The 25,086-nt window shown below is 65.0% G+C and carries 24 protein-coding genes; 13 read left to right on the top strand and 11 right to left on the bottom strand.

Annotated elements, in window-relative coordinates:
- Positions 1–17 precede the first annotated feature (17 nt).
- Both AC4ELH_RS30595 and AC4ELH_RS30600 read left to right on the top strand, forming a co-directional pair.
- Complete coding sequence (locus AC4ELH_RS30595; protein WP_064884564.1) at positions 18–2,852, top strand: MMPL/RND family transporter; 2,835 nt, start codon at positions 18–20, stop codon at positions 2,850–2,852.
- Positions 2,853–3,000: 148 nt separating this feature from the next.
- Positions 3,001–3,327: a hemophore-related protein gene (locus tag AC4ELH_RS30600; protein ID WP_498888537.1), complete on the top strand. Its 327-nt coding sequence runs from the start codon at positions 3,001–3,003 to the stop codon at positions 3,325–3,327.
- Between the two features lie 4 nt (positions 3,328–3,331).
- On the opposite strand, the gene AC4ELH_RS30605 is transcribed toward AC4ELH_RS30600, so the two are convergent.
- A complete protein-coding gene (locus tag AC4ELH_RS30605; protein ID WP_064884569.1) occupies positions 3,332–4,237 on the bottom strand; it encodes an IclR family transcriptional regulator in 906 nt (301 codons plus the stop codon).
- Positions 4,238–4,337: 100 nt separating this feature from the next.
- On the opposite strand from AC4ELH_RS30605, the gene AC4ELH_RS30610 reads away from it, so the two are divergent.
- The 4 genes from AC4ELH_RS30610 (at position 4,338) to AC4ELH_RS30625 (ending at position 8,579) form a co-directional block, all read left to right on the top strand.
- On the top strand, positions 4,338–5,465 hold the full coding sequence (locus tag AC4ELH_RS30610; protein WP_064958824.1) for a hypothetical protein: 1,128 nt from the start codon (positions 4,338–4,340) through the stop codon (positions 5,463–5,465).
- 3 nt (positions 5,466–5,468) lie between these two features.
- A complete protein-coding gene (locus AC4ELH_RS30615) occupies positions 5,469–6,251 on the top strand; it encodes an SDR family oxidoreductase (protein WP_064958825.1) in 783 nt (260 codons plus the stop codon).
- Between the two features lie 70 nt (positions 6,252–6,321).
- Positions 6,322–7,473, top strand: a complete 1,152-nt coding sequence (locus tag AC4ELH_RS30620; protein ID WP_064884573.1) for a sulfotransferase family protein — start codon at positions 6,322–6,324, stop codon at positions 7,471–7,473.
- A gap of 83 nt (positions 7,474–7,556) precedes the next feature.
- A complete protein-coding gene (locus AC4ELH_RS30625; protein WP_498888541.1) occupies positions 7,557–8,579 on the top strand; it encodes a TIGR03617 family F420-dependent LLM class oxidoreductase in 1,023 nt (340 codons plus the stop codon).
- On the opposite strand, the gene AC4ELH_RS30630 is transcribed toward AC4ELH_RS30625, so the two are convergent.
- The 3 genes from AC4ELH_RS30630 to AC4ELH_RS30640 all read right to left on the bottom strand — a co-directional run bounded on the left by AC4ELH_RS30630 (position 8,576) and on the right by AC4ELH_RS30640 (position 10,970).
- Complete coding sequence (locus AC4ELH_RS30630) at positions 8,576–9,064, bottom strand: hypothetical protein (protein ID WP_448447623.1); 489 nt, start codon at positions 9,062–9,064, stop codon at positions 8,576–8,578. The genes AC4ELH_RS30625 and AC4ELH_RS30630 overlap by 4 nt on opposite strands.
- Positions 9,064–10,227 (bottom strand): 3-ketosteroid-9-alpha-monooxygenase, oxygenase component, encoded by a 1,164-nt coding sequence (locus tag AC4ELH_RS30635; protein ID WP_064884579.1) that lies wholly within the window; start codon positions 10,225–10,227, stop codon positions 9,064–9,066. The genes AC4ELH_RS30630 and AC4ELH_RS30635 overlap by 1 nt, the downstream gene beginning before the upstream one ends.
- 107 nt (positions 10,228–10,334) lie before the next feature.
- Positions 10,335–10,970, bottom strand: a complete 636-nt coding sequence (locus AC4ELH_RS30640; RefSeq protein WP_064884581.1) for a hypothetical protein — start codon at positions 10,968–10,970, stop codon at positions 10,335–10,337.
- Between the two features lie 61 nt (positions 10,971–11,031).
- Here AC4ELH_RS30640 and AC4ELH_RS30645 point away from each other — a divergent pair, with 61 nt between their 5' ends.
- Positions 11,032–11,556: a gamma carbonic anhydrase family protein gene (locus tag AC4ELH_RS30645; RefSeq protein ID WP_055120744.1), complete on the top strand. Its 525-nt coding sequence runs from the start codon at positions 11,032–11,034 to the stop codon at positions 11,554–11,556.
- Positions 11,557–11,640: 84 nt separating this feature from the next.
- Here the strand turns inward: AC4ELH_RS30645 and AC4ELH_RS30650 are convergent, their stop codons facing one another.
- From AC4ELH_RS30650 to AC4ELH_RS30670, 5 genes are read right to left on the bottom strand one after another with little or no spacing between them, the layout of a single operon-like run.
- Positions 11,641–12,072: a nuclear transport factor 2 family protein gene (locus AC4ELH_RS30650; RefSeq protein WP_448447617.1), complete on the bottom strand. Its 432-nt coding sequence runs from the start codon at positions 12,070–12,072 to the stop codon at positions 11,641–11,643.
- A gap of 1 nt (position 12,073) precedes the next feature.
- Positions 12,074–12,952 carry a TIGR03619 family F420-dependent LLM class oxidoreductase gene (locus AC4ELH_RS30655; protein ID WP_064884915.1) on the bottom strand — a complete coding sequence of 293 codons (879 nt, stop codon included), beginning with the start codon at positions 12,950–12,952 and terminating at the stop codon, positions 12,074–12,076.
- A gap of 5 nt (positions 12,953–12,957) precedes the next feature.
- On the bottom strand, positions 12,958–14,142 hold the full coding sequence (locus AC4ELH_RS30660) for a thiolase family protein (protein ID WP_448447615.1): 1,185 nt from the start codon (positions 14,140–14,142) through the stop codon (positions 12,958–12,960).
- A complete protein-coding gene (locus AC4ELH_RS30665; RefSeq protein ID WP_448447613.1) occupies positions 14,142–15,203 on the bottom strand; it encodes a thiolase family protein in 1,062 nt (353 codons plus the stop codon). Before AC4ELH_RS30665 ends, AC4ELH_RS30660 begins: the two co-directional genes overlap by 1 nt.
- A 13-nt stretch (positions 15,204–15,216) precedes the next feature.
- Positions 15,217–16,206 (bottom strand): Zn-ribbon domain-containing OB-fold protein, encoded by a 990-nt coding sequence (locus tag AC4ELH_RS30670; protein WP_064958831.1) that lies wholly within the window; start codon positions 16,204–16,206, stop codon positions 15,217–15,219.
- Positions 16,207–16,264: 58 nt separating this feature from the next.
- On the opposite strand from AC4ELH_RS30670, the gene AC4ELH_RS30675 reads away from it, so the two are divergent.
- The 4 genes from AC4ELH_RS30675 to AC4ELH_RS30690 all read left to right on the top strand — a co-directional run bounded on the left by AC4ELH_RS30675 (position 16,265) and on the right by AC4ELH_RS30690 (position 19,892).
- Complete coding sequence (locus AC4ELH_RS30675) at positions 16,265–17,296, top strand: LLM class F420-dependent oxidoreductase (RefSeq protein ID WP_055117764.1); 1,032 nt, start codon at positions 16,265–16,267, stop codon at positions 17,294–17,296.
- Positions 17,297–17,406: 110 nt separating this feature from the next.
- Positions 17,407–18,195, top strand: a complete 789-nt coding sequence (locus tag AC4ELH_RS30680; protein WP_498889493.1) for an acetoacetate decarboxylase family protein — start codon at positions 17,407–17,409, stop codon at positions 18,193–18,195.
- Positions 18,192–19,397 (top strand): cytochrome P450, encoded by a 1,206-nt coding sequence (locus tag AC4ELH_RS30685; RefSeq protein WP_064884593.1) that lies wholly within the window; start codon positions 18,192–18,194, stop codon positions 19,395–19,397. The genes AC4ELH_RS30680 and AC4ELH_RS30685 overlap by 4 nt, the downstream gene beginning before the upstream one ends.
- Positions 19,398–19,556: 159 nt before the next feature.
- The gene (locus AC4ELH_RS30690; RefSeq protein WP_174554248.1) at positions 19,557–19,892 is read left to right on the top strand and encodes a hypothetical protein; all 336 of its coding nucleotides are present in this window, start codon (positions 19,557–19,559) and stop codon (positions 19,890–19,892) included.
- Positions 19,893–19,953: 61 nt separating this feature from the next.
- Here AC4ELH_RS30690 and AC4ELH_RS30695 read toward each other — a convergent pair whose 3' ends face one another.
- Together AC4ELH_RS30695 and AC4ELH_RS30700 are read right to left on the bottom strand one after the other, a co-directional pair.
- On the bottom strand, positions 19,954–21,234 hold the full coding sequence (locus tag AC4ELH_RS30695) for a sensor histidine kinase (RefSeq protein WP_448447609.1): 1,281 nt from the start codon (positions 21,232–21,234) through the stop codon (positions 19,954–19,956).
- A gap of 112 nt (positions 21,235–21,346) precedes the next feature.
- Entirely contained in the window at positions 21,347–22,147 is an 801-nt protein-coding gene (locus AC4ELH_RS30700; RefSeq protein ID WP_064884597.1) for a crotonase/enoyl-CoA hydratase family protein, read from the bottom strand.
- Between the two features lie 33 nt (positions 22,148–22,180).
- Here AC4ELH_RS30700 and AC4ELH_RS30705 point away from each other — a divergent pair, with 33 nt between their 5' ends.
- Complete coding sequence (locus tag AC4ELH_RS30705) at positions 22,181–23,866, top strand: acyl-CoA synthetase (protein WP_498888548.1); 1,686 nt, start codon at positions 22,181–22,183, stop codon at positions 23,864–23,866.
- Between the two features lie 14 nt (positions 23,867–23,880).
- The gene (locus tag AC4ELH_RS30710) at positions 23,881–25,002 is read left to right on the top strand and encodes an NAD(P)H-dependent flavin oxidoreductase (protein ID WP_064884601.1); all 1,122 of its coding nucleotides are present in this window, start codon (positions 23,881–23,883) and stop codon (positions 25,000–25,002) included.
- The last annotated feature ends 84 nt before the right edge of the window (positions 25,003–25,086 follow it).

The raw sequence follows: 25,086 nt of genomic DNA on the forward strand, positions 1-25,086 counted from the left end.
CACCGCGTATTGCGAGGATGATTCACCGCTTGGCGGTGCCGATCATCCTCGGCTGGTTGGTGTTCGTCGCGATCGCGACCTTCGCCATTCCGTCGCTGGAACAGGTCGGCAGGCAGTATTCGGTGTCGCTGGTTCCCAAGGACGCGCCGTCCTTCCATGCGATGCAGCGCATCGGCAAGAATTTCGGCGAATCGGATTCCGACAGCGTGGCGATGATCGTCGTGGAGAGTCAACAACCTCTCGACGACGAGGCGCACCGCTACTACGACGACCTGATGCGGCAGTTGAAGGCCGACACCCGCCACGTGCAGCACGTGCAGGACTACTGGGGCGACCCCCTCACCGCACCGGCGGTCCAGAGCGCAGACGACAAGGCGGTCTATGTCCAGCTGAATCTGGCTGGTAACCAAGGCGAATCCCTTGCGAACGAGTCGGTGGAATCGATCCGCGACATCGTGGCGCGCACACCGTCTCCGGTGGGAGTGAAGGCCTACGTCACCGGACCCGCACCGTTGGTCGCGGACATGAACCACGCCGGGGACAAATCGATCATCAAGATCACCATCGTCACCCTCGTGGTGATCCTTGCCATGTTGCTGTTGGTCTACCGTTCGGTGGTCACCGCCGTCCTTCTTCTCCTCATGGTGGGTATTCAGGTCCAGGCCGCTCGTGGAGTGGTCGCGTTCCTGGGACTGCACCAGGTCATCGGACTGTCGACGTTCGCGGTCAATCTGCTGGTATCGCTGGGCATCGCGGTGGGCACCGATTACGGCATCTTCTTCCTCGGCCGATATCAGGAGGCGCGGCAAGCCGGCGAAGACCGGGAAACCGCCTTTTACACCACATATCGAAGTGTGGCCAAGGTCGTCCTCGGCTCCGGCCTGACCATCGCCGGCGCCATCTTCTGCCTGAGTTTCGCCCGATTGCCGTACTTCCAGACCATGGGTATTCCGACCGCCGTCGCCATGGTGGTCGCGGTCGCGGTCGCACTCACGCTCGTACCCGCCGTACTCGCGGTGGGGGGTCGGTTCGGGCTCTTCGAACCCAAGCGCAAGATCATCGTCCGGCGCTGGCGACGGCTGGCAACGGCGATCGTGCGGTGGCCGGCCCCCATTCTCGTCACCGCGTGCGCCATCGCACTGACCGGGTTGCTGGCGCTACCGGCTTATCAGACCAGCTACAACGACCGCCTTTACGTGCCCTCAGACATTCCGGCAAACATCGGGTATGCGGCTGCCGAGAGGCACTTCCCGCAGTCCCGAATGACCCCGGACATCCTCATGCTCGAGGCCGATCACGACATGCGTAACCCCTCGGATCTGCTGATCTTGAACAAGGTGGCCAAGGGGATCTTTGCCGTCCCGGGCATCTCGCGCGTGCAGGGGATCACCCGGCCCGAGGGCAACCCGATCGACCGGACATCGATACCGTTCCTGCTCAGCTTGCAGAGCGCCAATCAGAAACAGGTCATGCCGTTCCAGAAGGATCGCATGAAAGACCTGTTGAAGCAGGCGGACGACATGACCACGCTGATCAATATCACGCAGCGGCTCTACGGTGTGGGGCAGCAAATGGCCACAACGACACATCGGATGACGGAGAACACGCGCGAGTTGGAAGTTGTCACCGATGAGCTGCGGGACCACGTCGCAGATTTCGACGACTTCTTCCGGCCGATCCGCAACTATTTCTATTGGGAACCGCATTGTTTCGACATCCCGTTTTGCTGGTCGACGAGATCCCTTTTCGACTCGATCGACGGTGTGGATGCGGTCTCCGACAAGTTGCGTGAGCTCAGTCAGGAGACCGACAAGCTCGATGTGCTGATGCCGCAGTTGATGGCGCAGTTCCCGAAGATGATCGCGAGCATGAAGGCGATGAGAGCCGGGCTTCTGACCATGCACAGCACCATGGCCGGCACGCTGGCGATGATGGACGAGATGAGCGCGAACGCCACCGCGATGGGCCAGGCATTCGACGCCGCCCGAAACGACGACTCCTTCTACCTGCCTCCCGAAGTCCTTCAGAACGAGGATTTCCAGCGTGCGATGACCCTGTTCTTCTCGCCCGACGGGAAGTCGGCTCGTTTCATCATTTCGCATCGGGGTGACCCCGCGACACCGGAAGGTATCTCGCGGGTCGACGCGGTGGTCAAGGCGGCCGAAGAGGCGCTGAAGGTCACTCCGCTGGAGAGCGCCAAGATCTACCTGGCCGGCACCGCACCGACTTTCAAGGACATGCGGGACGGCTCGACCTACGACCTGCTGATCGCGGGGGTCGCTGCGCTGTGCCTGATCTTCGTCATCATGCTGCTGGTGACGCGCAGCCTGATCGCTGCGCTCGTCATCGTTGGCACGGTGGCACTTTCGCTGGGTGCGGCCTTCGGTCTCTCGGTACTGATCTGGCAGCACATTCTCGGGATAGACCTGCACTGGCTCGTGCTCGCGATGTCGGTGATCATCCTCTTGGCGGTCGGGTCCGATTACAACCTGCTGCTGGTGTCGCGGATGAGAGAAGAGATCGGCGCGGGAATCAACACCGGCATCATTCGTGCCATGGGCGGTAGCGGCAAGGTGGTGACGGCCGCGGGTCTGGTCTTCGCGTTCACCATGATGTCGATGGTGGTCAGTGACTTGCGGATCATCGGCCAGGTGGGTTCCACGATCGGCATAGGCCTGCTGTTGGACACTTTGGTGGTGCGTGCGCTCATGACGCCGTCCATCGCCGCACTGCTGGGACGTTGGTTCTGGTGGCCGCAGCAGGTGCGCCAGCGCCCGGCGAGCGCGTTGTTGAGAGATACGGCGCCTCGGTCGGTGGCGCGCTCGCTAATGCTTCCGCCCGACGAACGCTGATTTGCCTGCGTTTGTTCTGCGCCGCGGCGACCAATCGCCAACTTGGGCAAATCGCAGAATCTGTGGGTGCTGTAGCAAATTGTTAAAACCCCAAGAGAATTCACTTTGGGCGGGTAGAGTCCGGGCATCGGGGGGAGGAGGTCTACGCATGATTGAACTATCGCCGATCAAAGTGGCAGTCGCCGTCGGTGCTTTGGCAATATCTCTGTCTGCCGGCGCGGGGGTCGCGTCTGCAGATCCCAGGCTTGATTCGGCTGTGAACACCACCTGTAGCTATTCGCAGGTGATGGGCGCGCTCAATGCGCAGAGTCCCATGGCCGGCGCATCACCCGCAGTGCAGCAGGTATTGGGGCAGTTCCTCGAGGCGCCGCGGGATCAGCGTCAGCGAATGGCCGAGGGCATAGCCGCTCAACCGGCCAATCAGCCCTATCTGGGGTTGCTGCAGACGGTCTTTGACACCTGCAACAACTTCTGAGTAGTCAGCGCGTCGGCTTTGTTCCGCCGAGTTGCGTCGTCAACGCATCGGCGGTCGTCATCAGTGCCTGGGCCCGGTCGGCGATCTCCTTGTCTGTCAAGGCCGTTCCGATGTGCAGTGACACCGCCATCACCTGACGCCGGTAGTGGTCGAACACCGGGGCCGAGATGACGCTGATGTCATGGCGGGCGTTGCCACCCGGGCCTTCGTCGCGCAGGTACACCCGCTCGCCGATATCGGACACCAGTTCGCTCAGCAGCGCACGCAACTCGTCGGGCAGGTTGGTCGACATCCCCGCCATCAGCGCGTAGAGCCGGCGACCTCCGGGGGTCAGGCGTTCCACGAGATAACCGTCGGTGCGGCAGCTCTCGATCACTCGCTCCAGCCGGGCAGATTCGGTGCGCAAGGGAATCGTCGGCACCTTGGCCAGCCACGCTCGCAGGGCGTCGTCGTCCCACAGCACGAACATCAGGCCGACGGGCGGTGCGAACGGATAGCTCTGCCCGACCCGTACTCCAGGGTCCCGGCCCGGCGGGCCGACCAGCTCCAGCACGGTGATCCGGTCATCGACGACGGCGGTCAGACCCGCTGAGGTGTCGAAAGCGGCTGACAGCGCGTGCAACTCGGCTCGGGCCGCCGGATTGACACGCATCGATTCCTGAGCCGCGTGGCCGAGCGAGATCAGGCTCGGCCCGAGGCGGTATGTCTTGTCTCCGCTGTCGCGGATCAGATAGCCCGAGTCGGCGAGGGTGCTCAGGATGCCCAGGCAGGTCGGCTTGCTCAGACCGACCCGGCGGGTGAGTTCGGACAGCCCGAACCGCTCCTGTGGATGGCGGGACAGGAAATCCAGGATGCCCACCACTCGGGCAGTGGGTGGTGAGGTGCGACCGGCCGCCTCGGCGTCTGACATCGATCCTCCTGGGCGTTGACTCGAATTGGAACGCGTTCTAGTGTCAGGTAGGAAACTCTACCACTGCGGTCCAATAATGGACCGAGAGAGCAGATGCTGGATGTACTCACAACCACTGGCCGATGCCATTGCCGAGGCAGAACACCTGGTGACCACGGCGCCCTTCATCGAAACCGAGGCCGATCTCCTCGAGGGCCTGCAGTACCTGGCCGGATGCATCGCTGCCTGCACGCACGTCGCGTTCGACTACGACCGCGAACATCCGTTCCTGCACAGCGGAACCGGGCCGTTCACCAAGATGGGCCTGGACAACCCCGACACCATGTATTTCGGCACCCGGGTTCAACCCGGCCACGAGTACGTCGTCACCGGACGCCGGGGGACCACCACCGACGTCAGCTTCCAGCTGCTGGGCGGGGAGTACACCGACGAGAACGTGCCGGACAGTGAGACCGCGTTCGACGATCGCAAGCTCGACCTCGCCGCCGACGGCACCTTCGAGTGGCGGTTCACTCCGGCCACGCCATCGCAGCTGGTGATCCGCGAGGTCTACAACGACTGGTCCGCGCAGCGCGGCACCTTCGCGATCTCGCGTACAGACACCGCAGGCACCGCGCCGGCGCCGCTGACCCGCGAGCTCATCGAGAAGCGTTACGCCACCGCGGGTAAGCAGCTCGTGCAGCGCGTCAAGACGTGGCTGCAGTTCCCGAAGTGGTTCTACGACAACCTGCCCGTCAACACGCTGACCGCGCCGCGCCTGACTCCCGGCGGGCTCGCCACCCAGTACTCGTCGGTCGGGCACTACGACATGACACCGGAGCAGGCGATGATCATCACGCTGCCGGTGTCGGATGCACCCTATCTGGGCTTCCAGCTGGGTAGCCTCTGGTACATCTCTCTCGACTACATCAACCACCAGACGTCGCTGAACGGCACCCAGGCGCAAGCCGACCCGGACGGCAAGATCCGGATCGTGGTGTCCGAGAACAATCCCGGCGTCACCAACTGGTGTGAGACGTTGGGCCACGCCAAGGGGTATCTGCAGTTCCGCTGGCAGCGGGTTTCCCGTGAGTTGAGCGCCGAGGACGGGCCGACCGCAGAGTTGGTCGACATCGGTTCCGTGGCCGGCAAGCTGCCGTACTACGAGAGCAACAAGATTTCCGACGACGATTGGCGGGCGCGCATTGCGCTGCGTCAGAAGCTTATTGGCGAAAGGATGGTGGGCTGACCGATGGCCGGACTGCTGGATGGCAAGGTAGTGGTGATCAGTGGGGTCGGACCCGGGCTCGGGACGACGCTGGCCCGCCGATGTGCGGAGAACGGCGCCGACGTCGTGCTGGCCGCCCGCACGGTGGAGCGACTCGAGGACGTGGCCAAAGAGGTGACGGCACTGGGCCGTCGCGCGCTGGCGGTGGGCACGGACATCACTGACGACGAGCAGGTCGCCAACGTGGTGGTCCGCACGACGGAGGAGTTCGGCAAGGCCGACGTGTTGATCAACAACGCGTTCCGGGTGCCGTCCATGAAGCCGTTCGCGAACACCACCTTCGAGCACATGCGGGATGCGATCGAGCTGACCGTGTTCGGTGCGCTGCGCATGACCCAGGGCTTCACTCCGGCCCTGGAAGCCGCCAAAGGCTCTGTGGTGAACGTCAATTCGATGGTTGTGCGGCACTCACAGGCAAAGTACGGCGCTTACAAGATGGCCAAGTCGGCCCTGCTGTCCATGTCGCAGACCCTGGCCACCGAGCTGGGGGAGAAGGGCATTCGGGTCAACTCGGTGCTGCCCGGCTACATCTGGGGTGAGACCCTGGAGGGGTACTTCAACCATCAGGCGCAGAAGTACGGCACCACCGTGGAACAGATCTACAACGCGTCGGCGGCCGGGTCCGATCTCAAGCGGCTGCCGACCGAGGACGAGGTGGCCTCCGCGATCCTGTTCATGGCCAGCGATCTGTCCAGCGGCATCACCGGTCAGGCTCTTGACGTGAATTGCGGAGAATACAAGGCATGATGCGAAGGCGACGGCGAGTGAGGATCACAGCGAGGAGCGAGCGACGCCCGGAGCGAGAAGGAGTCGAGCCATGAGCGGCGCCCCGCGCACCAACGTGGGCACCATCGAGGATCTGCACGCCTCGGCGGTAAAGGCCTGCGGGCTGGAGGATTTCGGCACCGACGACGACAACTACATCGAAGCGCTCGGGGTGCTGCTGGAGTCTTACCAGCGTGACGCCGATCTGACCGAGCTCGGCAGCAAGATGCAGCGCTTCTTCACGCGCAATGCTCTGGTGGCCCGGCTGGTGTCCAACGCGGCGTTCACGCAGTACCCGCAGCATGCCGAGGTGCCGATCGAGCGGCCCATCTTCGTCACCGGCCTGCCGCGCACGGGGACCACGGTGATCCACCGGCTACTCACTGCCGATCCCGCGCATCAGGGGCTGGAGATGTGGCTGGCGGAGTTCCCGCAGCCGCGGCCACCGCGGGAAACCTGGCCGGACAACCCGGTTTTCAGTGCACTCGATGCCCGGTTCAAACAGGCGCACGAGGAGAACCCCGACTACACGGGTCTGCATTTCATGACCGCCGACGAGGTCGAGGAATGTTGGCAGTTGCTGCGGCAGTCGTTGCACTCGGTGTCCTACGAGACGCTCGCGCATGTGCCGACCTACTCACAGTGGCTGGCGCACCAGGACTGGACCAAGTCGTATCAGCGGCACCGCAAGAACCTGCAGCTGATCGGCCTCAACGAGCCCGAAAAGCGTTGGGTGCTCAAGAACCCCAGCCATCTGTTCGCCCTCGACGCGCTGTTCGCGACGTATCCGGACGCGCTGGTCGTACAGTGCCACCGCCCGGCGGAGACCATCATGGCCTCGATGTGTTCGCTGTCGCAGCACACCACCGCCGGCTGGTCCAACACCTTCACCGGCAACGTGATCGGCGAAGATGCCATGGAGACCTGGTCGCGTGGCCTGGAGCTGTTCAACAGCGAACGGGCCAAGCACGATCCGGCCCAGTTCTGCGATGTGGACTACTTCGAGTTCATCAAGGATCCGGTGGGCGCTGTGGAAGGCATCTACCGCACGTTCGGGCTGGATTTCACCGATGCCGCGCGACAGGCGATGATCGACAGCCACACCGCGAGCCAGCAAGGGCCGCGCGCACCGAAGCACAGCTACTCACTGGCTGACTACGGGTTGACCGACGAGGCAGTCAAGGAGCGGTTCAAGGGGCTCTAGTTCCTTCGCGAGCAGACGCAGAGTCGCATTACCCGAAGGGATATCGTGCGATTCTGCGTCTGCTCGCGGGAGGGAACTGATCCATGAAGGTCTATCTGGCGCTCGACCCGCGTACGCCGCTGACCGCAATCGCGGACTATGCGCGGCGCGTCGAACGCCTGGGCTGTGACGGCCTGCATGTTGCCGAGACCGTGCACGACTCCCTGGCGGTCGCCCTGCTGGCGCTGGAACACACATCGGGCATTACGGTCCGCACCGCCGTCACACTGGCATTCGTGCGCAGCCCTACACTGACGGCGTACACGGCGTGGGATCTCTCGATACTGTCCGGCGGCCGATTCGAGCTGGGCCTCGGCACTCAGATCAAGCAGAACATCGTCGACCGGTACGGCATGCCGTGGACCGATCCGATCACCCGGCTCCGGGACTACGTGGGCGCGCTCGATGCCCTGTTCGATGCGTTCCGTACCGGCGGCACGGTCCGATTCGAGAGCGAGAACTACCGGCTGTCCAGGATGCAGCCGTATTTCAACCCTGGGCCGAGTGACGCGGTCCGCCCACCGATCTGGCTGGGCGCGGTCAATGCCGGGATGTGTGAACTCGCCGGGGAGCTCGCTCGCGGAATCGTCACCCATTCGACCAACTCCGATCCGGACTACCTGCGGGACGTGGTGCGCCCGGCGATGGCCCGTGGTGCCGACGCGGCGAATAGGGCAGACGAACTGCTTGTCATCGCGTCGACGGCGATCGCCACCGGCGACACCGACGAGGCGGTCGCGCGGGAGCGGGAACGGCAGCGCCGGATGTTGGCCTTCCTGTATTCGACGCCTGCGTATGCCACCGGCCTGGCCCGGCGCGGCCTCGCTGACCTCCCGGAACGGCTGCGGTCACTGGTGCGTACCGAACTGTGGGACGAATTGCCTTCGGTGCTAACCGATCCCATTTTGGATGAGCTGTTGGTGTGTGGGCGCCATGATGAGCTGCCTGCGATGTTGAGGGCGAGATTCGGCGGGATCGCCGACGGTATCGTGCTGCCACCACTGGGTGACGGAGCTGACGAAGAATCGCTGGGGGCCTGCGTGGCCGAACTGCAGACGGTGAACTAACCGTCGCCGGGGGAGGGCGCCGTGGACACCTCTTCGAGGCACCCTTCGGCGACAGCATGCTTGATGCTGTCGGTCAGCCGCGGGCACGAGCGGGCGCGGGCCGGATCCCCTCCGGCGGAGCGGATCTCCTCGAATGTCGCACAACGCCGTACCGCCTCGGAATTCCATTGCACCGAGGTGTGTTCTGCGCTGAGCTTCTTCACCTGCACCGCCACGTGACAGAACCGGCAGTCCACCGAGACCAGGCCTGAGGTCAGGTAGCGCTCGCGGTCGCGCGCGCTGGATTCGCGGACCGCGGCGGCGCGTTCCGGATCGGAGGCGAAATCCGGTGCCTTGGCCCACGTCCCAGCCCATGATTCGCTTTCGTTGCCGCCGCTGCCGGCGTGATGATCGTCGTCATCGTCATGGCCACCGTGCAACAACAGCATCGAGCGGGCCAGGTCGTCGACATCCGGCGCCTGGCTCCGCTCGTTGCGTGCGGTCATCAGCTGGACTGCGCTGTTTCTTTCTCGGCCGCTTTCTGCTCGGCCTGGACCTTCAGGTTCTCCTCGACCTCCACATGCCACTTCTCGTTGGCGGCGGTGGTGTCGATCTCCATCTCGAAACGGTCGGTCATGTCGGGCGTGATATCCGCGACATCGACGTAGAACTGCTGGTACCAGCGGCGCATCTGGTAGACAGCGCCGTCCTCCTCGACCAGCAACGGGTTGTCGATGCGGGTCTTGTGCTTCCAGATCTCGACGTCCTGCAGGAAGCCCTGGCTGACGCCGTCCGTCATCGCGTTGGCCAGCTTCTGGGTGGTCTTCTCGTCCATGCCCTTGGGCTTCTCGACGATGACGCCCCACTGCAGCATGAAGGCATCCTGGCTCACCGGGTAGTGGCAGTTGATCAGGATCGACTCGGCCTTGTAGCCGCTGTAGTTGTTGTGCAACCAGTTGATCATGAACGACGGGCCGAAGTAGGACGCCTCGGAATCCAGGTGGGACTCCCCGTACTGGGTGCCCATGCCGCCGATGTCCTGACGGCCCACGTTGTGCAGGTACTGCGAGGCGATGTGCCCCTCGAAGACGTTCTTGAAGTACGTCGGCAGTCCGTAATGGATGTAGAAGAAGTGCGCCATGTCGGTGACGTTGTCGATGATCTCGCGGCAGTTACTGCCTTCGATCAACATCGAGTTCCACTGCCACTCGGTCCACTCGTCACTGGCGGCTTCGGGGATCTCGGGGATCTGCACCTCGGGCTGCGGGTCGTTGCCCTCGTGGTCGTGCCAGACGAACAGCAGGCCGCCGCGCACGTCGGTGTGCCAGGCCCGGGTGCGGGCCAGACGAGGGGTGCGCTTGGCGTAGGGGACGAGCTTGCACTTGCCGTCGCCGCCCCAGCGCCAGTCGTGGAACGGGCAGGCCACGGTGTCGCCCTTGATGCTTCCCTGCGACAGGTCGCCGCCCATGTGCCGGCAGTAGCCGTCGAGGATCTTCAGGTCGCCTTGGGAATCGGCGAACACGACCAGCTTGGTGCCGAAAATCTCGACGGAGTGCGGCTGACCGTCAAGGAAGTTCTTGACCGGTCCCAGGCAGTGCCAACCCCGCGCGTAGCGGTCTGGCAGGGCGCCGGTGTCGATCTCTCTGATGCCGGCATGTTCGGTAGTCACGGTGGGCCTCCCGTATCGGTGCTCTTAACTAGAACACGTTACAGTTTTTGGCGCCCTCCTGGCAATAATTTAGGCGTGACCTGCGGCATACCCGTCGTGAACGGCTTTTACTCTCGCTCCGGAAGTCCGATTCGCAGAGCGATCTGCTGCATGCGTCCCACGCTGGCCACCGTCTGCAGCGGCACCGGGTCGTCCGGGTTGCTGTCGAACTCCAGGCGCACCACCGCGCGGCCCTGGGTGTACATCAACAGCGTCACCGCCTTGGAGCCGTCGGGTGCGGTCCCCGAGATGACGGTGCCGTTCGAACCCACCGGCACCGGTTGCGGCTGTCCTCCGGTGACCATCGTGCTGACGGCCGCAGAGGCCTGCTTGAGCGTGGCCGAGGCGGTCGCGGCGTCCGGATAGATCAGGATCGTGTCGGCGATCGCCCTGGTGTCGTCGGCGTTGACGAACAACGCACTGGCGCCGGACTGACCGTCGGGATTGACGTTGCTGGACCGCGCGGTGAACGATTCCGGCGGAATGCTGACATCCTCGGCCTGCAGCAGCAGATGGCTGTAGTCGGACGCCTCTGATTTCGACGTCTTCGGCGCTGCGGTCGAGGACGGTGCGGACGGCGTGGCCACCCACGGTGAACTCGGTGAATCAGCGACCGGAGAGCACGCTGCTGCCGTGCCGACGATGGCCGTGGCAAGACCGATGGTGAGCAGGAACTTGGGGCGGGTAATTGTCGTGAGCGACATAGTTACTGTTCAGGGTACGCGTCGTCGCGCTGACGCCGGTTTCCTGCGGTATATGTGGACGATGCCGCTGTATTCGTTCGAGGGCCGTTCGCCCGTGGTTGACCCGAGTGCGTTCGTGGCCCCAACGGCGACGTTGATCGGCAACGTGACCGTCGAGGCGGGCGCCTCGGTGTGGTTCAACACCGTGCTGCGCGGCGACTTCGCCCCGATCGTCGTCCGTGAGGGCGCCAACGTTCAGGACGGGTCGGTGCTGCATGCGCCACCGGGGATCCCGGTCGACATCGGTCCGGGCGCGACGGTTGCCCACATGTGCGTCGTACACGGCGCACACGTGGGCGAGGAGGCCCTGATCGCCAACCACTGCACGGTGCTCGACGGGGCGGTGATCGGGCGACGCAGCCTGATCGCGGCACATTCGCTCGTGGTCGGCGGCACCAAGATCCCCGACGAGGTGTTGGTCACCGGTGCGCCCGCGAAGATCCGGGGACCGATCGCGGGCACCGGCGCACATACCTGGATACAGAGCAACCCGGCGGCGTACCGGGAACTGGCCCAGCGTTACCTGTCGGGCCTCGCCGAGCTCTAGGCGTCAGCGTCCCCTCCGCCGAAACGGCATTCCGGCAGGTCTCTACTCGCATTTCTTCTGCTGGAATGCCATTTCGGCGCGAAGCTAGGTGTCGATCTTCTCGGCGCTCGCGCGGTCCACTTCCCAGAACGCGCGCAGCGCGACCATCTGCCCCTCGTCGTTCACCCGGTAGGTGAACACACCCGGGGTGGTGATCCGGTGCCCGCCCATGGTGGTGACGATGCTGCCGACGTTGGCTTCCTCGTTGCCGCACTGGAACGTGTCGAGAAACTTGAACTCGAGGTTGTCCGTCGGGGCGATGGCCTTGTCCCAGAACGCCGCGATGGCCTCCTTGCCCTGGTGACCCTTGCCTTCGGGATCGAAGAACGAGGGCCCGATGGGATCCTGGACGATCGCGTCGTCGGCGAAATTGTCCAGCCAGGCCTGCTTGTCCCGAGCAGCAACCGCATCCCGCGATCGCTTGCCTGCCAGATGCGCCGGGTGCAAGGGATCGGTGACCCGATTAGATTCAGCCATGTCAGTCCTGCCAGCCGGAGTGGATGTAGGTGTCGGCGAATCGCTTGAGCGAATCCTGCTTCTTCTCCAACGGGGCATCGAAGCCCAGGCCCTCGAGCATCCACGGGATCACGATGTTGTCGGTGATCCCGGCCGCGGCGAGTTCACGGTGTCCGTCGAGGTCGAACTTGTCGATGCACACCGCCTGGAACTCGAAAGGCTCGTCAGCCCGGCCGTATTCGGCCCGCAACTTGTTGAGCGCCGTCACGGTCTCACCCAGCTGTGCACACGTCATCATCGCGCTGGTCCAGCCGTCACCCACCCGCGCCGCGCGCTTGAGGGCGACCGGGGTATGCCCGCCGACGTAGAACGGGACGGGCTCGGACGGCGCCGGGCTCATCTGCAGACGCTCGAAATCGTAGAACTCACCGTGGAACTCGACCATGCCGCCGCCGAGTACGAGCTTGAGTACCTCGATCATCTCGTCGACCCGCGCGCCCCGCTTGGCGAACGGAACCCCACACCACTCGAATTCCTCCGGTGCCCAGCCGATTCCGACGCCGAACCCGAACCGGTTGTTGGTCAGGTTGGCCACGGAACCGACCTGGCGGGCCAGCAGCAGCGGATTGCGCGAGCCGAGCTTCATGACGTTGGTGTAGAACCGCAACGTCGAGGTCGCCGCACCCATCGAGGCCGCCGCGATCAGCGGGTCGACCCAAGGGGTGTCGGCGTTCCACATCCGCGAGCCATCCGGGGTGTACGGATAGTCCGCGGCCTGCTTTTCCATGTAGAACAGCGAGTCCGGCAACGCGACCGAATCGAACCCGACTTCCTCAGCGGTGCGGGCCAATCCGGTCAGATGCTCCAGCGGGCCCATGGCCACGCTGAGCGTGTACTTCATGCGGGTCATGAGGCCGGCTTGTCCGCAGGCTTGTCGCTCGAGACCACCCACATCGAGTAGTACTGCGCGCCACCGCCATAGGCGTGACCCAAGGCTTTGCGGGCACCCTCGACCTGGTGGTCACCGGCCTTGCCCATCACCTGGATCGCCGATTCGGCGAACCGGATCATGCCCGAGGCGCCGATCGGGTTGCTCGAGAGCACCCCGCCGGAGGCGTTGAACGGGATCTTCCCGCCGATGGCCGTCTCGCCCGCCTCGGTGAGCTTCCAGCCCTCGCCCTCGGCAGCAAAACCGAGGTTCTCCAACCACATCGGCTCGAACCAGGAGAACGGCACGTACACCTCGGCCACGTCGATCTCGTCGATCGGTCTGGTGATACCGGCATCGCGCCACAGCGCGGCCGCAGCGTCCCGGCCGGCCTGCGGGTTGACCTGGTCGCGACCGGAGTAGGCCAACGGCTCGGTCCGTAGCGCGGTGGCGTGGATCCAGGCCACCGGATGCCCGTCGGCCACGCGAGCGTCGGCTGCTTCCTCATTGCCGATCACCATGGCGGCCGCACCGTCTGACGACGGGCAGGTCTCGTCGAAACGGATCGGGTCCCACAGCATCTGCGAGGCCATCACCTTTTCCAGCGTGATGTCGGGCTGATGCAGGTGAGCCAACGGGTTCTTGGCGCCGTTGAGCCGGTCCTTGACCGCGACCATCGCGCCGATGTGGTTCGGGGCGCCCGAGCGGCGGATGTAGGCCCGCACGTGCGGAGCGAAGTAGCCGCCCGCACCTGCGCCGACCGGCTTGGTGAACGGTACCGGAATGCTCAACGCCCACATGGCATTCGATTCCGACTGCTTTTCCCAGGCCATGGTCAGCACCCGGCGGTACTTGCCGGACTTGACCAGGCTGGAGGCCACGATTGCGGTCGATCCACCCACCGAACCGGCGGTGTGCACCCGGATCAGCGGCTTGTTGGTGGCGCCCGTGGCGTCGGCCATGAACAACTCGGGCATCATCACGCCCTCGAAGAAGTCCGGTGCCTTGCCGACCACGACGGCGTCGATGTCGTCCATCGTCGAGCCGGAATCGGCGAGTGCCCTGTCGATGGCTTCGCGCACCAGGCCGTTCATCGACACGTCGTGACGCTTGGCCACATATTTGGTCTGCCCGGTGCCCAGGACCGCTGCTTTGTTCGCCATTATTTGCCCTCCAGGACCGCGACCAGATTCTGTTGCAGCGCAGCGCCACTGGTGGCGTGCGCGAGCACGCGCCCGGCCGAGCCGGAGAAGATGTGCTGCGCGGCGAAACCGATGCGCTCCAGACCTGCGGAGAACATCGGGTTGGCGGCCAGCGCGCCGCCGGAGGGATTGATCTTGGTGGCATCGCCCAGACCGATCGCCTCGGTGAGGATCAGCTGCTGATGGGTGAACGGGGCGTAGATCTCGGCCACCTCGATCGAGCTGACGTCGCCACCGGTGGCGACCTGCGCCGACGCGGTGGTCGACGTGGAGACGGTCAGGTCACGGGCGCCCAGCACCGGAGTCTCGATGCGGTGCTCGAAACCGGTGATCCAGGCCGGGTTCTCGCGTAGCTCACGGGCCCGGTCGCCTGCGGCCAGCACGATGGCCGAGGCGCCGTCGGTGATCGGAGCGATGTCGTGGCGGCGCAGCGGGTCGGCGAAGAACGGGCGATCCAGCAACTCGGCGACCGACGACGCGGATTCCACCGAGTCCACCCGGTCGGCCACTGCGAACGAGTCCAGGGCCACCTGCGCCATCTGCTCAGCGGTCCACTTGCCGGCGTCCAGGCCGAACCGGGCCTGCAGTCCGGCAGTCGACACCGCATCGGGCCACAGCGGCGCAACGGTGTAGGGGTCGGTCTGCAGAGCCAGCACCCGGCGCAGCACACCTGCCGAGGACTTGCCGAAGCCGTAGACCAGCGCGGTGTCCACCTCGCCGGTGAGGATCTTGATGTAGGCCTCGTACAGCGCCCAGGCCGCGTCCATCTCGACATGCGATTCATTGATCGGCGGCACTGCGCCGATCGAGTCGATCGCCGAGATGAACGAGAAGGCCCGGCCGGCAAGGTAGTCCGAGGATCCGGAGCACCAGAAGCCGATGTCCGTCTGCTGAAGGCCGAGTTCGTCGAAGAGCCGGCCGAAGCAGGGCATCAACATCTCGACGCCGTTGGTGGTGCCATCAGTGCGGCGCACATGCGGAGCATGGGCGAAACCGACGACAGCGACATCACGAAGAGTCATGTAGGGGTTCCCTTTACAGGTGGTGCTTGTAGCTGTCGTAATCGGCGTCGGGCTCACCCGTCGGCCGGAAATGCGAGATGTTGTCGATGCCGAGGCCCCATTCCTCCTGGGGCTTCCATACGGCTTCGACCCTCATCCCCATCCGGACTTCGGACGCGTCGATGTCGGTCACGAGATGCAGGAACGGAATGTCGGCACCGTCGAGCAGCACGTAGGCCGCGACGTACGGCGGCTTGATGCGCTGGCCGGCGAACGGGATGTTGATGATCGCGAACGTGGTGACCGTGCCCTTGTCGACGAGCTCCACGAACTGGTCGAGTTCCTTGCCGGTGGCGGGGTCAGCTTCCTTCGGCGGGAAGTAGACCTTGCCGGTGTCTCCGGTGCGTGCGCCCAGCAGTTTGCCGTCGCGCAGACCCCGGAGGTAGGTGCTCTCCGGCTGAGAAGCCGTGTGTTGGATCTCGATGTTGGACGGGGTGACCTGCATGGTGACCGGATCCCGATCGTCGCTGGCCGGCGGAACCTCTTCAGGTGTCTCGCCAGGGACGAAGTAGGCGATGTCGGTGATCGCACCCACTGGCTCGTCGACCCAGTGCGCGTGCACCCGGGCACCTGAACTGAGCTCGCCTTCTTTCACGTCCACGGCATGCAGCAGCGGCGTATCGGCGCCATCGAGCTTGATCAACGCCCAGGCGAACGGCCGGTCCAGCGGCTGGCCTTCCAGCGGCGTGGGTTGCCAGGTCCAGGACACCACGGTCCCCACACTGGACACGGGAACGACCTCGGTCAGGGCCTCGTAGGTGACCGGGTCATACTCAGCGGGTGGCACGTGCACGCGTCCGTCAGAACCGCGCACGCCGACGATCCGGCGCTCACGCAGGGCAGTGAAGAACTGGCTGAGCAGTGGGCCCACTGAACGGGTGTAGTCAAAAGACAGTTTCAGTGGCGCGGAAAGTGGCGGCTCACGGTGATCTGTCGAGGCCGGGCGGCTTTGGCTGGCTGTCACCCATCGAGTAGAACAGGTTCTAACAATCGTGGCAAGGACACGTGGGAAGGCAATCTAAATGAAGCTGGGTCTGCAACTCGGATACTGGGGCGCACAGCCGCCGACCAATCACGCCGAACTCGTCGCTGCCGCTGAGGCGGAGGGCTTCGACACGGTCTTCACCGCCGAGGCCTGGGGCTCGGATGCCTACACGCCGCTGGCCTGGTGGGGCCGGGAAACCACCCGCATGCGGCTGGGCACCTCGGTCATCCAGATGTCCGCCCGCACCCCCACCGCGTGTGCGATGGCCGCGCTGACGCTGGACCACCTCTCCGGTGGTCGCCACATCCTCGGCCTGGGTGTGTCCGGACCGCAGGTGGTCGAGGGTTGGTATGGCGCCAAGTTCCCGAAGCCGCTGGCCCGCACCCGCGAATACATCGACATCCTGCGTCAGGTCTGGGCGCGCGAGGCTCCGGTGCACAGCGACGGCCCGCACTACCCGCTGCCGTTGACCGGCGAAGGCACCACCGGCCTGGGCAAGAACCTCAAGCCCATCACCCATCCGCTGCGCGCCGACATCCCGGTGATGCTGGGTGCCGAGGGGCCCAAGAACGTCGCGATGGCCGCCGAGATCGCCGACGGCTGGCTGCCCATCTTCTATTCGCCGCGTATCGCCGGCATGTACAACGAGTGGCTCGATGAGGGCTTCGCCCGGCCCGGGGCCCGGCGCACCCGGGAGACCTTCGAGATCTGTGCCACCGCGCAGGTCGTGGTCACCGACGACCGGCCGGCGATCATGGAGCTGATGAAGCCGCACCTCGCGCTGTACATGGGCGGGATGGGGTCTGAGGACACCAACTTCCACGCCGAGGTCTACCGCCGGATGGGGTACGCCGAGGTCGTCGACGATGTCACGAAGCTGTTCCGTAGCGATCGCAAAGATGAAGCCGCCAAGATCATTCCCGACGAATTGGTCGATGATTCGGCGATCGTCGGTAACCTCGACTACGTCAAGGAGCAGATCAAGGCCTGGGAGGCCTCGGGCGTGACGATGATGGTCGTCGGTGCCCGGTCTGTCGAACAGATCAAGGACCTTGCCGCCTTGGTGTAGCCCGCTCTGTAGACACTTCTTGAAATCTGTTTACTGCTGGGTCTAGATTCAGTGGTGTGACTGACGCCACTCCTGTCTCGCAGCACACCGTGCTCGGCACCGTGTTGACGATGCCGGTGCAGATCCGGACCGCCGAACAGCACATGGCGATGTTCTCGGTCGATGCCGACGCCGCGCAGCGCATGATCGACTACAGCGGCCTGCGCGTGTATCGGCATCGACCGCACCGCACGATCGTCGTGCTGATGCTGATGCACTACATCGACGGTGACCTGGGCCCATACCTGGAGTACGGCACCAACGTCATGGTGAACCGCCCCGGATCGGAGGCGTCGGGTCTGCGCGGCCTGGGCTCGGCCGGCGCCTTCGTGCATCACCTCCCGGTCGATGGCGAGTTCACGCTGCAGGCCGGCAGGCAGATCTGGGGCTATCCGAAGGTCCTGGCGGACTTCACCGTCCGCGGTGCGGACAGCGGGGCCGGGGTCCGCGGTGCGGACAATCAGGCTGGGGTCCGCGGTGCGGACAATCAGGCTGGGGTCCGCGGTGCGGACAATCAGGCTGGGGTCCGCGGCGACAAGCCGTTCAGCTTCGACGTGAACATCGACGGCAAGCCGGCGGTGGGCATGGACTTCAAACCCGGCCTCCCGGTCCCGTCCCGGTTCACCGCCAAGCCGCAGGTGCAATCCACCTTCTCCCATCTCGACGGCGTCCTGCGCGAAACCGAAGGCGAGATGCGGCTTTCGGGTGTGCGGTACCGCCCGGGGGGCGCCACGGTGCGGCTCGGAGAACACCCGTACGCCAAAGAACTCGCGGCCCTGGGCCTGCCCAAACGGGCGATGTTGTCCAGTTCGGTACGCAATGTGCAGATGAAATTTGCTGACGCCAAGGAGATTCCGTGACCCAGGTACTGCTCAAGCCCGATGTCGACCTCACCAACGGCAATTTCTATGCCGACGGCGGCGCGCGGGAGGCCTACCGATGGATGCGTGCCAACGAGCCCGTGTTCCGCGACCGCAACGGGTTGGCTGCGGCCGCAACGTATGCGGCGGTGATCGACGCCGAACGTAACCCCGAGCTGTTCTCCAACGCCGGCGGAATCCGGCCCGATCAGCCCGGCATGCCCTACATGATCGACATGGACGATCCGGCACATGTGTTGCGCCGCAAGCTGGTCAACTCCGGCTTCACCCGTAAGCGCGTCATGGACAAGGTGCCCTCGATCGTGAACCTGTGCGACACCCTGATCGATGCGGTGTGTGAACGCGGGGAATGCGACTTCGTCCGGGATATCGCCGCGCCTCTGCCGATGGCGGTGATCGGTGACATGCTCGGGGTGTTGCCCACCGAGCGCGAGATGCTGCTGAAGTGGTCGGATGACCTCGTCTGCGGGCTGAGTTCGCATCTCGACGAGACGGCCATCAACATGCTGATGGAGACGTTTGCCGCCTACACCGCGTTCACCATGGAGGTGATCGCCAAGCGCCGCGCCGAGCCGACCGACGACCTGTTCTCGATCCTGGTGAATGCCGAGGTCGAGGGCCAGAAGATGAGCGATGACGAGATCGTCATGGAGACGCTCCTGATCCTCATCGGCGGCGACGAGACCACGCGCCACACTCTCTCGGGCGGGACCGATCAGCTGTTGCGTAGTCGCGATCAGTGGGAACGTCTGGTCGCCGATCAGTCGCTGTTGCCCGGCGCGATCGAGGAGACCCTGCGCTGGACCTCGCCGGTGAAGAACATGTGCCGGACCCTCACGGCCGACACGACCTTCCACGGGACCGATCTGAAGGCCGGCGAGAAGATCATGCTGATGTTCGAGTCGGCCAACTTCGACGAAGCGGTCTTCGAGAATCCTGACGAATTCCGCATCGACCGGAACCCCAACAGTCACTTGGCTTTCGGCTTCGGCACGCACTTCTGTCTGGGGAACCAGCTGGCCCGCCTGGAGCTACGCCTGATGCTCGAACGACTGCTCGAACGACTGCCCGACCTGCGGTTGGCCGACGCCAACCAGTTGCCGTTGCGCCCGGCGAACTTCGTCAGCGGCCCGGAATCGATGCCGGTGGTGTTCACCCCGGTGGCGCCGGTGGGGGCCTAGCGGCAGATCGCGCGAGCGTGGGCTCGGCGTGACTGTGTACTCCTATGCATTGGTTAAGCATCAGCTGTGTAATGCGCTCACAGGTTTCGCATAGGCAGTCTAATTAGATAGTCTCGCGATATCGGGGGATATGACGCGACGACTAGAGGAGTGCACGAGATGGCACGACATTTACCTGGGCGAAGTGTGTTGAGCGGAGTGGTGCTGGGTGGGACGCTCCTGGCCGGGGCCATCGGGTTGGCCGGGCAGGCCAATGCGGCGCCGGCGCAAGGGATCGCGCCGGCGCCGGCGAGCGTGATGTCGGTGGTCCCGGCACCGCAGTTCCCGCCGCCACCACCTCCGCCGCCCCCGTTCTGGGGACCGCCACCGCCGCCGCCATTCTGGGGACCGCCGCCACCGCCTCCGTTCTGGGGACCGCCGCCACCGCCGAGGTGGGGCCCACCACCGCCCCCGCCCCACCGTTGGGGACCGCCTCCGCCCAGGCACTGGCGCTAGCGTTGCCCGAAACTGAGGTCCTGCTCGAAACGTCGAGCAGGGCCTCGGTTTTGCGGCACGTCTACTTCACCTGGAAGTGGGGCGGCCGCTTCGCCACGAATGCTCCGGTAGCGTCGGCGGTGCCTTTCGCGGGAACCGAGATCGACACGGTGGTGCCGGGTGTGCCCGTGACCACGAATGTGCCGCCCGCGGCCAGAACCTTGGCGCAAATCGAGGCGAAGCCGATGTGGCCATCCTCGATGCTCTGTGCAAGCCGCTCGGGCGGAATGCCGACGCCGTCATCTGCGATGCACATCGCGGCCTGAATGCCGTTGTAGCCCAGGGTGAACCGCAGGTTCTGTGCCTGTGCGTGCTTGATGACGTTCGTGGAGAATTCCCGAGCCGCGCTGTAGATCAGATGATCGGCGTCCGTGCGTAGGTCGTCGGGCCAGCCATCAGCGTCCAACTGGACTGTGAGGTTGGTGCGCGTCGCGATGCCGTCAGCCAGCGAGGTCATCGCCGCCTTGAGGCCGGCCCGGGCCAGAACCTCGGGATGCAGTTCACGGACCACGTCGCGTAGGAGGCGGGAGGACTCCGCCAACGCGAAGTCGACTCGGTCCATCCCGTCGACCGATCCGTCCCTGACCTCTTCCATGTCGCGTCGCGCCACCAGCACGTACTGGAGCGCACCATCGTGCAGACGTTCGGAGAGCGATTGGCGTTCACGCTTTTCCAGGTTGATCACTTCTTCGAGCAGGCGGGTGCGCTCGAGGGCCAGGGCGGTGATGGTCCTGGTCCTGGATTGCTGAATCCACGACAACGCGACCGAACCGGCAGCCAGGCCGAACAGCACGGCGGTCCGCGCCAGAATCGATCCCCAGGGCTCATTGCCGTTGGCGGCCTTGTCAACCCAGCTCACCACGAAGAACGTGACGACTGTAGGGACCGCGATCGTGGCGCTGACGACGGGATCGAGTTGCGCTGCTGCGATCAGCGGGATCAGGAACAGCCCGTGCTGTACCACGTCGGAGGTCCAGGTCTCTGCCGAACTGATCCCGGTTTCCGTCGAAATGATCGCAACCGCAAGGAGATCCACGCACAGCATGAGCAGCGCGACCGATCGCCGGGTTCCGCCGCCCAACCGGTCGGCGGAGCGCAGTGTCCACCAGCTCCACACCGTGACCGCCACGACGTAGCCGACGAAGATCGCGCGGTGCAGCCACAGGTTCGAGTGCGGAGGCTGCGACACCAGGGCGACGCCGATGAACATCGCCATGAGCATCCGCAGGGCGAGTTGCAGTAACAGGCCACGGCGTACCGAGTTATCGGTGGTTGGCGCAGACGCCTCATCGCGTTCAGGCATGCCCGGCTCCCGTCCCGGCAAAGTTGGCACGAGTATAGGGCTGCTCAGTGCCGCAATGAGGACAGTTGGCGGGCGAAATCAGCGATGAGGGCGGTCTGGCCGGCAGCGCGGATCAGCGCATCTGGAACTTGGGTGCGCGCTTCTCCTTGAAGGCCAGCGGGCCTTCCTTGGCGTCGGCGGACAGGAACACCGGGATGCCGTTGGCGGTGTCGGGCTTGAACGCCTCGTTCTCGTGCATGCCCTCGGTCTCGCGGATGGTCTTGAGGATCGCCTGCACGGCCAGCGGGCCGTTGTTGTTGATCACCTCGGCGATCTCCAGGGCCTTGTCCAGCGCGGTGCCATCCGGAACGACATGGCCGATCAGGCCGTACTCGAGCGCCTGAGCGGCGGTGATGTGCCGTCCGGTCAGCAGCATGTCGCACGCGATGGTGTAGGGAATCTGGCGCACCAGGCGCACTGCCGAGCCACCCATCGGGTACAGGCTCCACTTGGCCTCGGAGATGCCGAACTTGGCGCTCTCGCCGGCCACGCGGATATCGGTGCCCTGCAGGATCTCGGTGCCGCCGGCGATGGCCGGGCCCTCGACCGCGGCGATCAGCGGCTTGGTGAGCCGACGGCCCTTGAGCAGGCCGTCGATGCGCGACGGGTCGTAGCTGCCGTCCTTGAACGAGTCGCCCGGCGGTTTCTTGGTGGCGCCCTTGAGGTCCATGCCCGCGCAGAAGTACCCGCCGGCGCCGGTGAGGATGCAGGTGCGGATCTCCGGATCGTTGTCGACGCGGTCCCAGGCCTCGACCATGATCGAGAGCATCTCGGTGGAAAGCGCGTTGCGCGCCTCGGGCCGGTTCAGCGTCAGGATCAGGGTGTGTCCGCGCTGCTCAATGAGGGCGTCGGGTCCTTTTTCGGTATCGCTCACGGGTGTCGGCTCCTATGCATTTTCAACCCAGACTTGTCTCGAAATGTAACACGTTCTAGTTTAGGTTCTGTGGCTCTGAATATTGCCGATCTTGCCGAGCACGCCATCGATGCTGTGCCTGACCGTGTCGCCCTGATCTGTGGCGACGAACAGCTGACCTATGCGCAGTTGGAGGAGAAGGCCAACCGCCTGGCCCACTATCTGATCTCCCAGGGTGTGAAGAAGGACGACAAGGTCGGCCTTTACTGTCGCAACCGCATCGAGATCGTGATCGGGATGCTGGGCATCGTGAAGGCCGGCGCGATCCTGGTCAACGTCAACTTCCGCTACGTCGAGGGCGAGCTGAAGTACCTGTTCGAGAACTCGGACATGGTCGCGTTGATCCACGAGCGCCGTTACGCCGACCGCGTGGCCAACGTGCTGCCGGAGACCCCGCTGGTCAAGACCGTCCTCGTGGTGGAAGACGGGTCCGACGACGACTATCAGCGCTATGGCGGCGTCGAGTTCTACTCGGCCATCGCCGAGCACTCACCCGAGCGCGACTTCGGCCCGCGCAGCGAAGACGACATCTACCTGCTCTACACGGGCGGCACCACCGGATTCCCCAAGGGCGTCATGTGGCGTCACGAGGACATCTACCGGGTGTTGTTCGGCGGCACGGACTTTGCCACGGGCGAGCCGGTCGCCGATGAGTACGACCTGTCCAAGCAGGCCGTCGCCAACCCGCCGATGATCCGGCTGCCCATCCCGCCGATGATCCATGGTGCGACGCAGTCGGCCACCTGGATGGCCCTGTTCACCGGCCACACCGTGGTGCTGATGCCGGAGTTCGACGCCGACGCGGCGTGGCGGATGATCCACGAGCACAAGGTCAATCTGCTCTTTTTCACCGGTGACGCGATGGCCCGCCCGCTGCTCGATGCGTTGCTGGCCCATCAGGACGCAGGGAACGAGTACGACCTGTCGTCGCTGTTCCTGCTCGCCAGCACCGCGGCCCTGTTCTCCACGAGCCTCAAGGAGAAGTTCCTTGAGCTGCTGCCCAACCGGATCATCACCGACTCGATCGGCTCCTCGGAGACCGGTTTCGGCGGTACCTCCGTGGTGGCCAAGGGGCAGAGCCACACCGGCGGCCCGCGGGTGACCATCGACAAGAACACCAAGGTGCTCGACGAGGACGGCAACGAGGTCGTCCCGGGTTCGGGCGTGCGCGGCATCATCGCCAAGTGCGGTCACATTCCCGTGGGTTACTTCAAGGACGAGAAGAAGACCGCCGAGACCTTCCGGACCTACAACGGGGTCCGGTACGCCATCCCCGGTGACTACGCCGAGGTCGAGGCCGACGGCAGCGTGACGATGCTGGGCCGCGGCTCCGTGTCGATCAACTCCGGTGGCGAGAAGATCTACCCCGAAGAGGTCGAGGCCGCACTGAAGGGCCACCCCGACGTGTTCGACGCGCTCGTGGTCGGCGTGCCCGACGAGCGCTTCGGTCAGCATGTCGCCGCGGTCGTGCAGGCTCGCGAGGGGTCGCGCCCGACCCTGGCCGAACTCGACACGTTCGTGCGCAGCGAGATCGCCGGATACAAGGTGCCGCGCAGCCTGTGGCTGGTCGACGAGGTCAAGCGTTCGCCCGCGGGCAAGCCCGACTACCGGTGGGCCAAGGACACCACCGAGGAGCGGGCGGCCGACGAGGTGCACGCGAATCATGTTGGAGCGAAGTAGATGAGGACTCGACCGTGAAGACAGAATTGAGCGAAAGGTTCGGGGTCGAATACCCGATCTTCGTCTTCACCCCGTCGGAGAAGGTGGCCGCGGCCGTCACCCGGGCCGGCGGCCTGGGTGTGCTGGGCTGCGTGCGGTTCAACGATCCCGATGAGTTGGACAACGTGCTGTCCTGGATGGACGCCAACACCGACGGCAAGCCGTACGGCGTCGACGTGGTGATGCCCAGCAAGATCCCCACCGAGGGCAGCGCCGTCGACATCGACAAGCTGATTCCACAGGCGCATCGGGACTTCGTCGCGAAAACCCTTGCTGATCTCGGTGTTCCGCCGCTCCCCGAGGAAGGCGAGCACAACACGGGTGTGCTGGGCTGGCTGCACTCGGTGGCGCGAAGCCATGTCGAGGTGGCGTTGCGCCATCCGATCAAGCTGATCGCCAACGCGCTGGGGTCCCCGCCCAACGACGTCATCGAGCAGGTCCACGAGGCAGGCGTGCCGGTGGCCGCGCTGGCCGGCAGTGCGAAGCATGCGCTCAGCCACGTCGCCAACGGTGTGGACATCGTGATCGCTCAGGGCCAGGAGGCCGGCGGGCACACCGGCGAGATCGGTTCGGTGGTGCTGTGGCCGGAAATCGTCGACGCCGTCGACGGCAAGGCCGCGGTGCTCGCGGCCGGCGGGATCGGTAGCGGCCGGCAGTTGGCCGCGGCGCTGGCGCTGGGTGCCCAGGGAGTGTGGATGGGCTCGGCGTTCCTCACCGCGGCCGAATACGACCTGGGTGTGCGTCGCGAGTCGGGTGCCTCGGTGATCCAGGAGGCGTTGCTGAACGCCACCTCCGCCGACACCGTGCGTCGAAAGATCTACTCCGGCAAGCCCGCCCGAATCCTGAAGAGCCGCTGGACCGACGCTTGGGATGCACCGGACGCCCCCGAGGCATTGCCGATGCCGCTGCAGAACATCCTGGTCGGCGAGGCACATCAGCGGATGAGCCTGTCCGATGACCCGACTGCGGTCGCGATGCCGGTGGGCCAGATCGTGGGCCGGATGAACGAGATCCGGCCGGCCGCCGACATCATCGCCGAGCTGGTCAGCGGTTTCGAGGCGGCGACCAAGCGCCTGGACGGTATCGCCGGAAGCTGAGTCTGCGCTCAGCGCACCGAGCCTGCGTCCAGATCGCGACCACTCACGACTTCGCGATCTGCACGCAGGCTCGATGTCGTTGGG

Source organism: Mycobacterium shunyiense, assembly GCF_058270075.1.

Bases quoted from the DNA above. Each gene is read 5' to 3' on its own strand.
- AC4ELH_RS30595 (WP_064884564.1), top strand. From the start codon at position 18: ATGATTCACCGCTTGGCGGTGCCGATCATCCTCGGCTGGTTGGTGTTC.
- AC4ELH_RS30600 (WP_498888537.1), top strand. From the start codon at position 3,001: ATGATTGAACTATCGCCGATCAAAGTGGCAGTCGCCGTCGGTGCTTTG.
- AC4ELH_RS30605 (WP_064884569.1), bottom strand. From the start codon at position 4,237: ATGTCAGACGCCGAGGCGGCCGGTCGCACCTCACCACCCACTGCCCGA.
- AC4ELH_RS30610 (WP_064958824.1), top strand. From the start codon at position 4,338: ATGTACTCACAACCACTGGCCGATGCCATTGCCGAGGCAGAACACCTG.
- AC4ELH_RS30615 (WP_064958825.1), top strand. From the start codon at position 5,469: ATGGCCGGACTGCTGGATGGCAAGGTAGTGGTGATCAGTGGGGTCGGA.
- AC4ELH_RS30620 (WP_064884573.1), top strand. From the start codon at position 6,322: ATGAGCGGCGCCCCGCGCACCAACGTGGGCACCATCGAGGATCTGCAC.
- AC4ELH_RS30625 (WP_498888541.1), top strand. From the start codon at position 7,557: ATGAAGGTCTATCTGGCGCTCGACCCGCGTACGCCGCTGACCGCAATC.
- AC4ELH_RS30630 (WP_448447623.1), bottom strand. From the start codon at position 9,064: ATGACCGCACGCAACGAGCGGAGCCAGGCGCCGGATGTCGACGACCTG.
- AC4ELH_RS30640 (WP_064884581.1), bottom strand. From the start codon at position 10,970: ATGTCGCTCACGACAATTACCCGCCCCAAGTTCCTGCTCACCATCGGT.
- AC4ELH_RS30645 (WP_055120744.1), top strand. From the start codon at position 11,032: ATGCCGCTGTATTCGTTCGAGGGCCGTTCGCCCGTGGTTGACCCGAGT.
- AC4ELH_RS30650 (WP_448447617.1), bottom strand. From the start codon at position 12,072: ATGGCTGAATCTAATCGGGTCACCGATCCCTTGCACCCGGCGCATCTG.
- AC4ELH_RS30655 (WP_064884915.1), bottom strand. From the start codon at position 12,952: ATGAAGTACACGCTCAGCGTGGCCATGGGCCCGCTGGAGCATCTGACC.
- AC4ELH_RS30660 (WP_448447615.1), bottom strand. From the start codon at position 14,142: ATGGCGAACAAAGCAGCGGTCCTGGGCACCGGGCAGACCAAATATGTG.
- AC4ELH_RS30665 (WP_448447613.1), bottom strand. From the start codon at position 15,203: ATGACTCTTCGTGATGTCGCTGTCGTCGGTTTCGCCCATGCTCCGCAT.
- AC4ELH_RS30675 (WP_055117764.1), top strand. From the start codon at position 16,265: ATGAAGCTGGGTCTGCAACTCGGATACTGGGGCGCACAGCCGCCGACC.
- AC4ELH_RS30680 (WP_498889493.1), top strand. From the start codon at position 17,407: ATGCCGGTGCAGATCCGGACCGCCGAACAGCACATGGCGATGTTCTCG.
- AC4ELH_RS30690 (WP_174554248.1), top strand. From the start codon at position 19,557: ATGGCACGACATTTACCTGGGCGAAGTGTGTTGAGCGGAGTGGTGCTG.
- AC4ELH_RS30695 (WP_448447609.1), bottom strand. From the start codon at position 21,234: ATGCCTGAACGCGATGAGGCGTCTGCGCCAACCACCGATAACTCGGTA.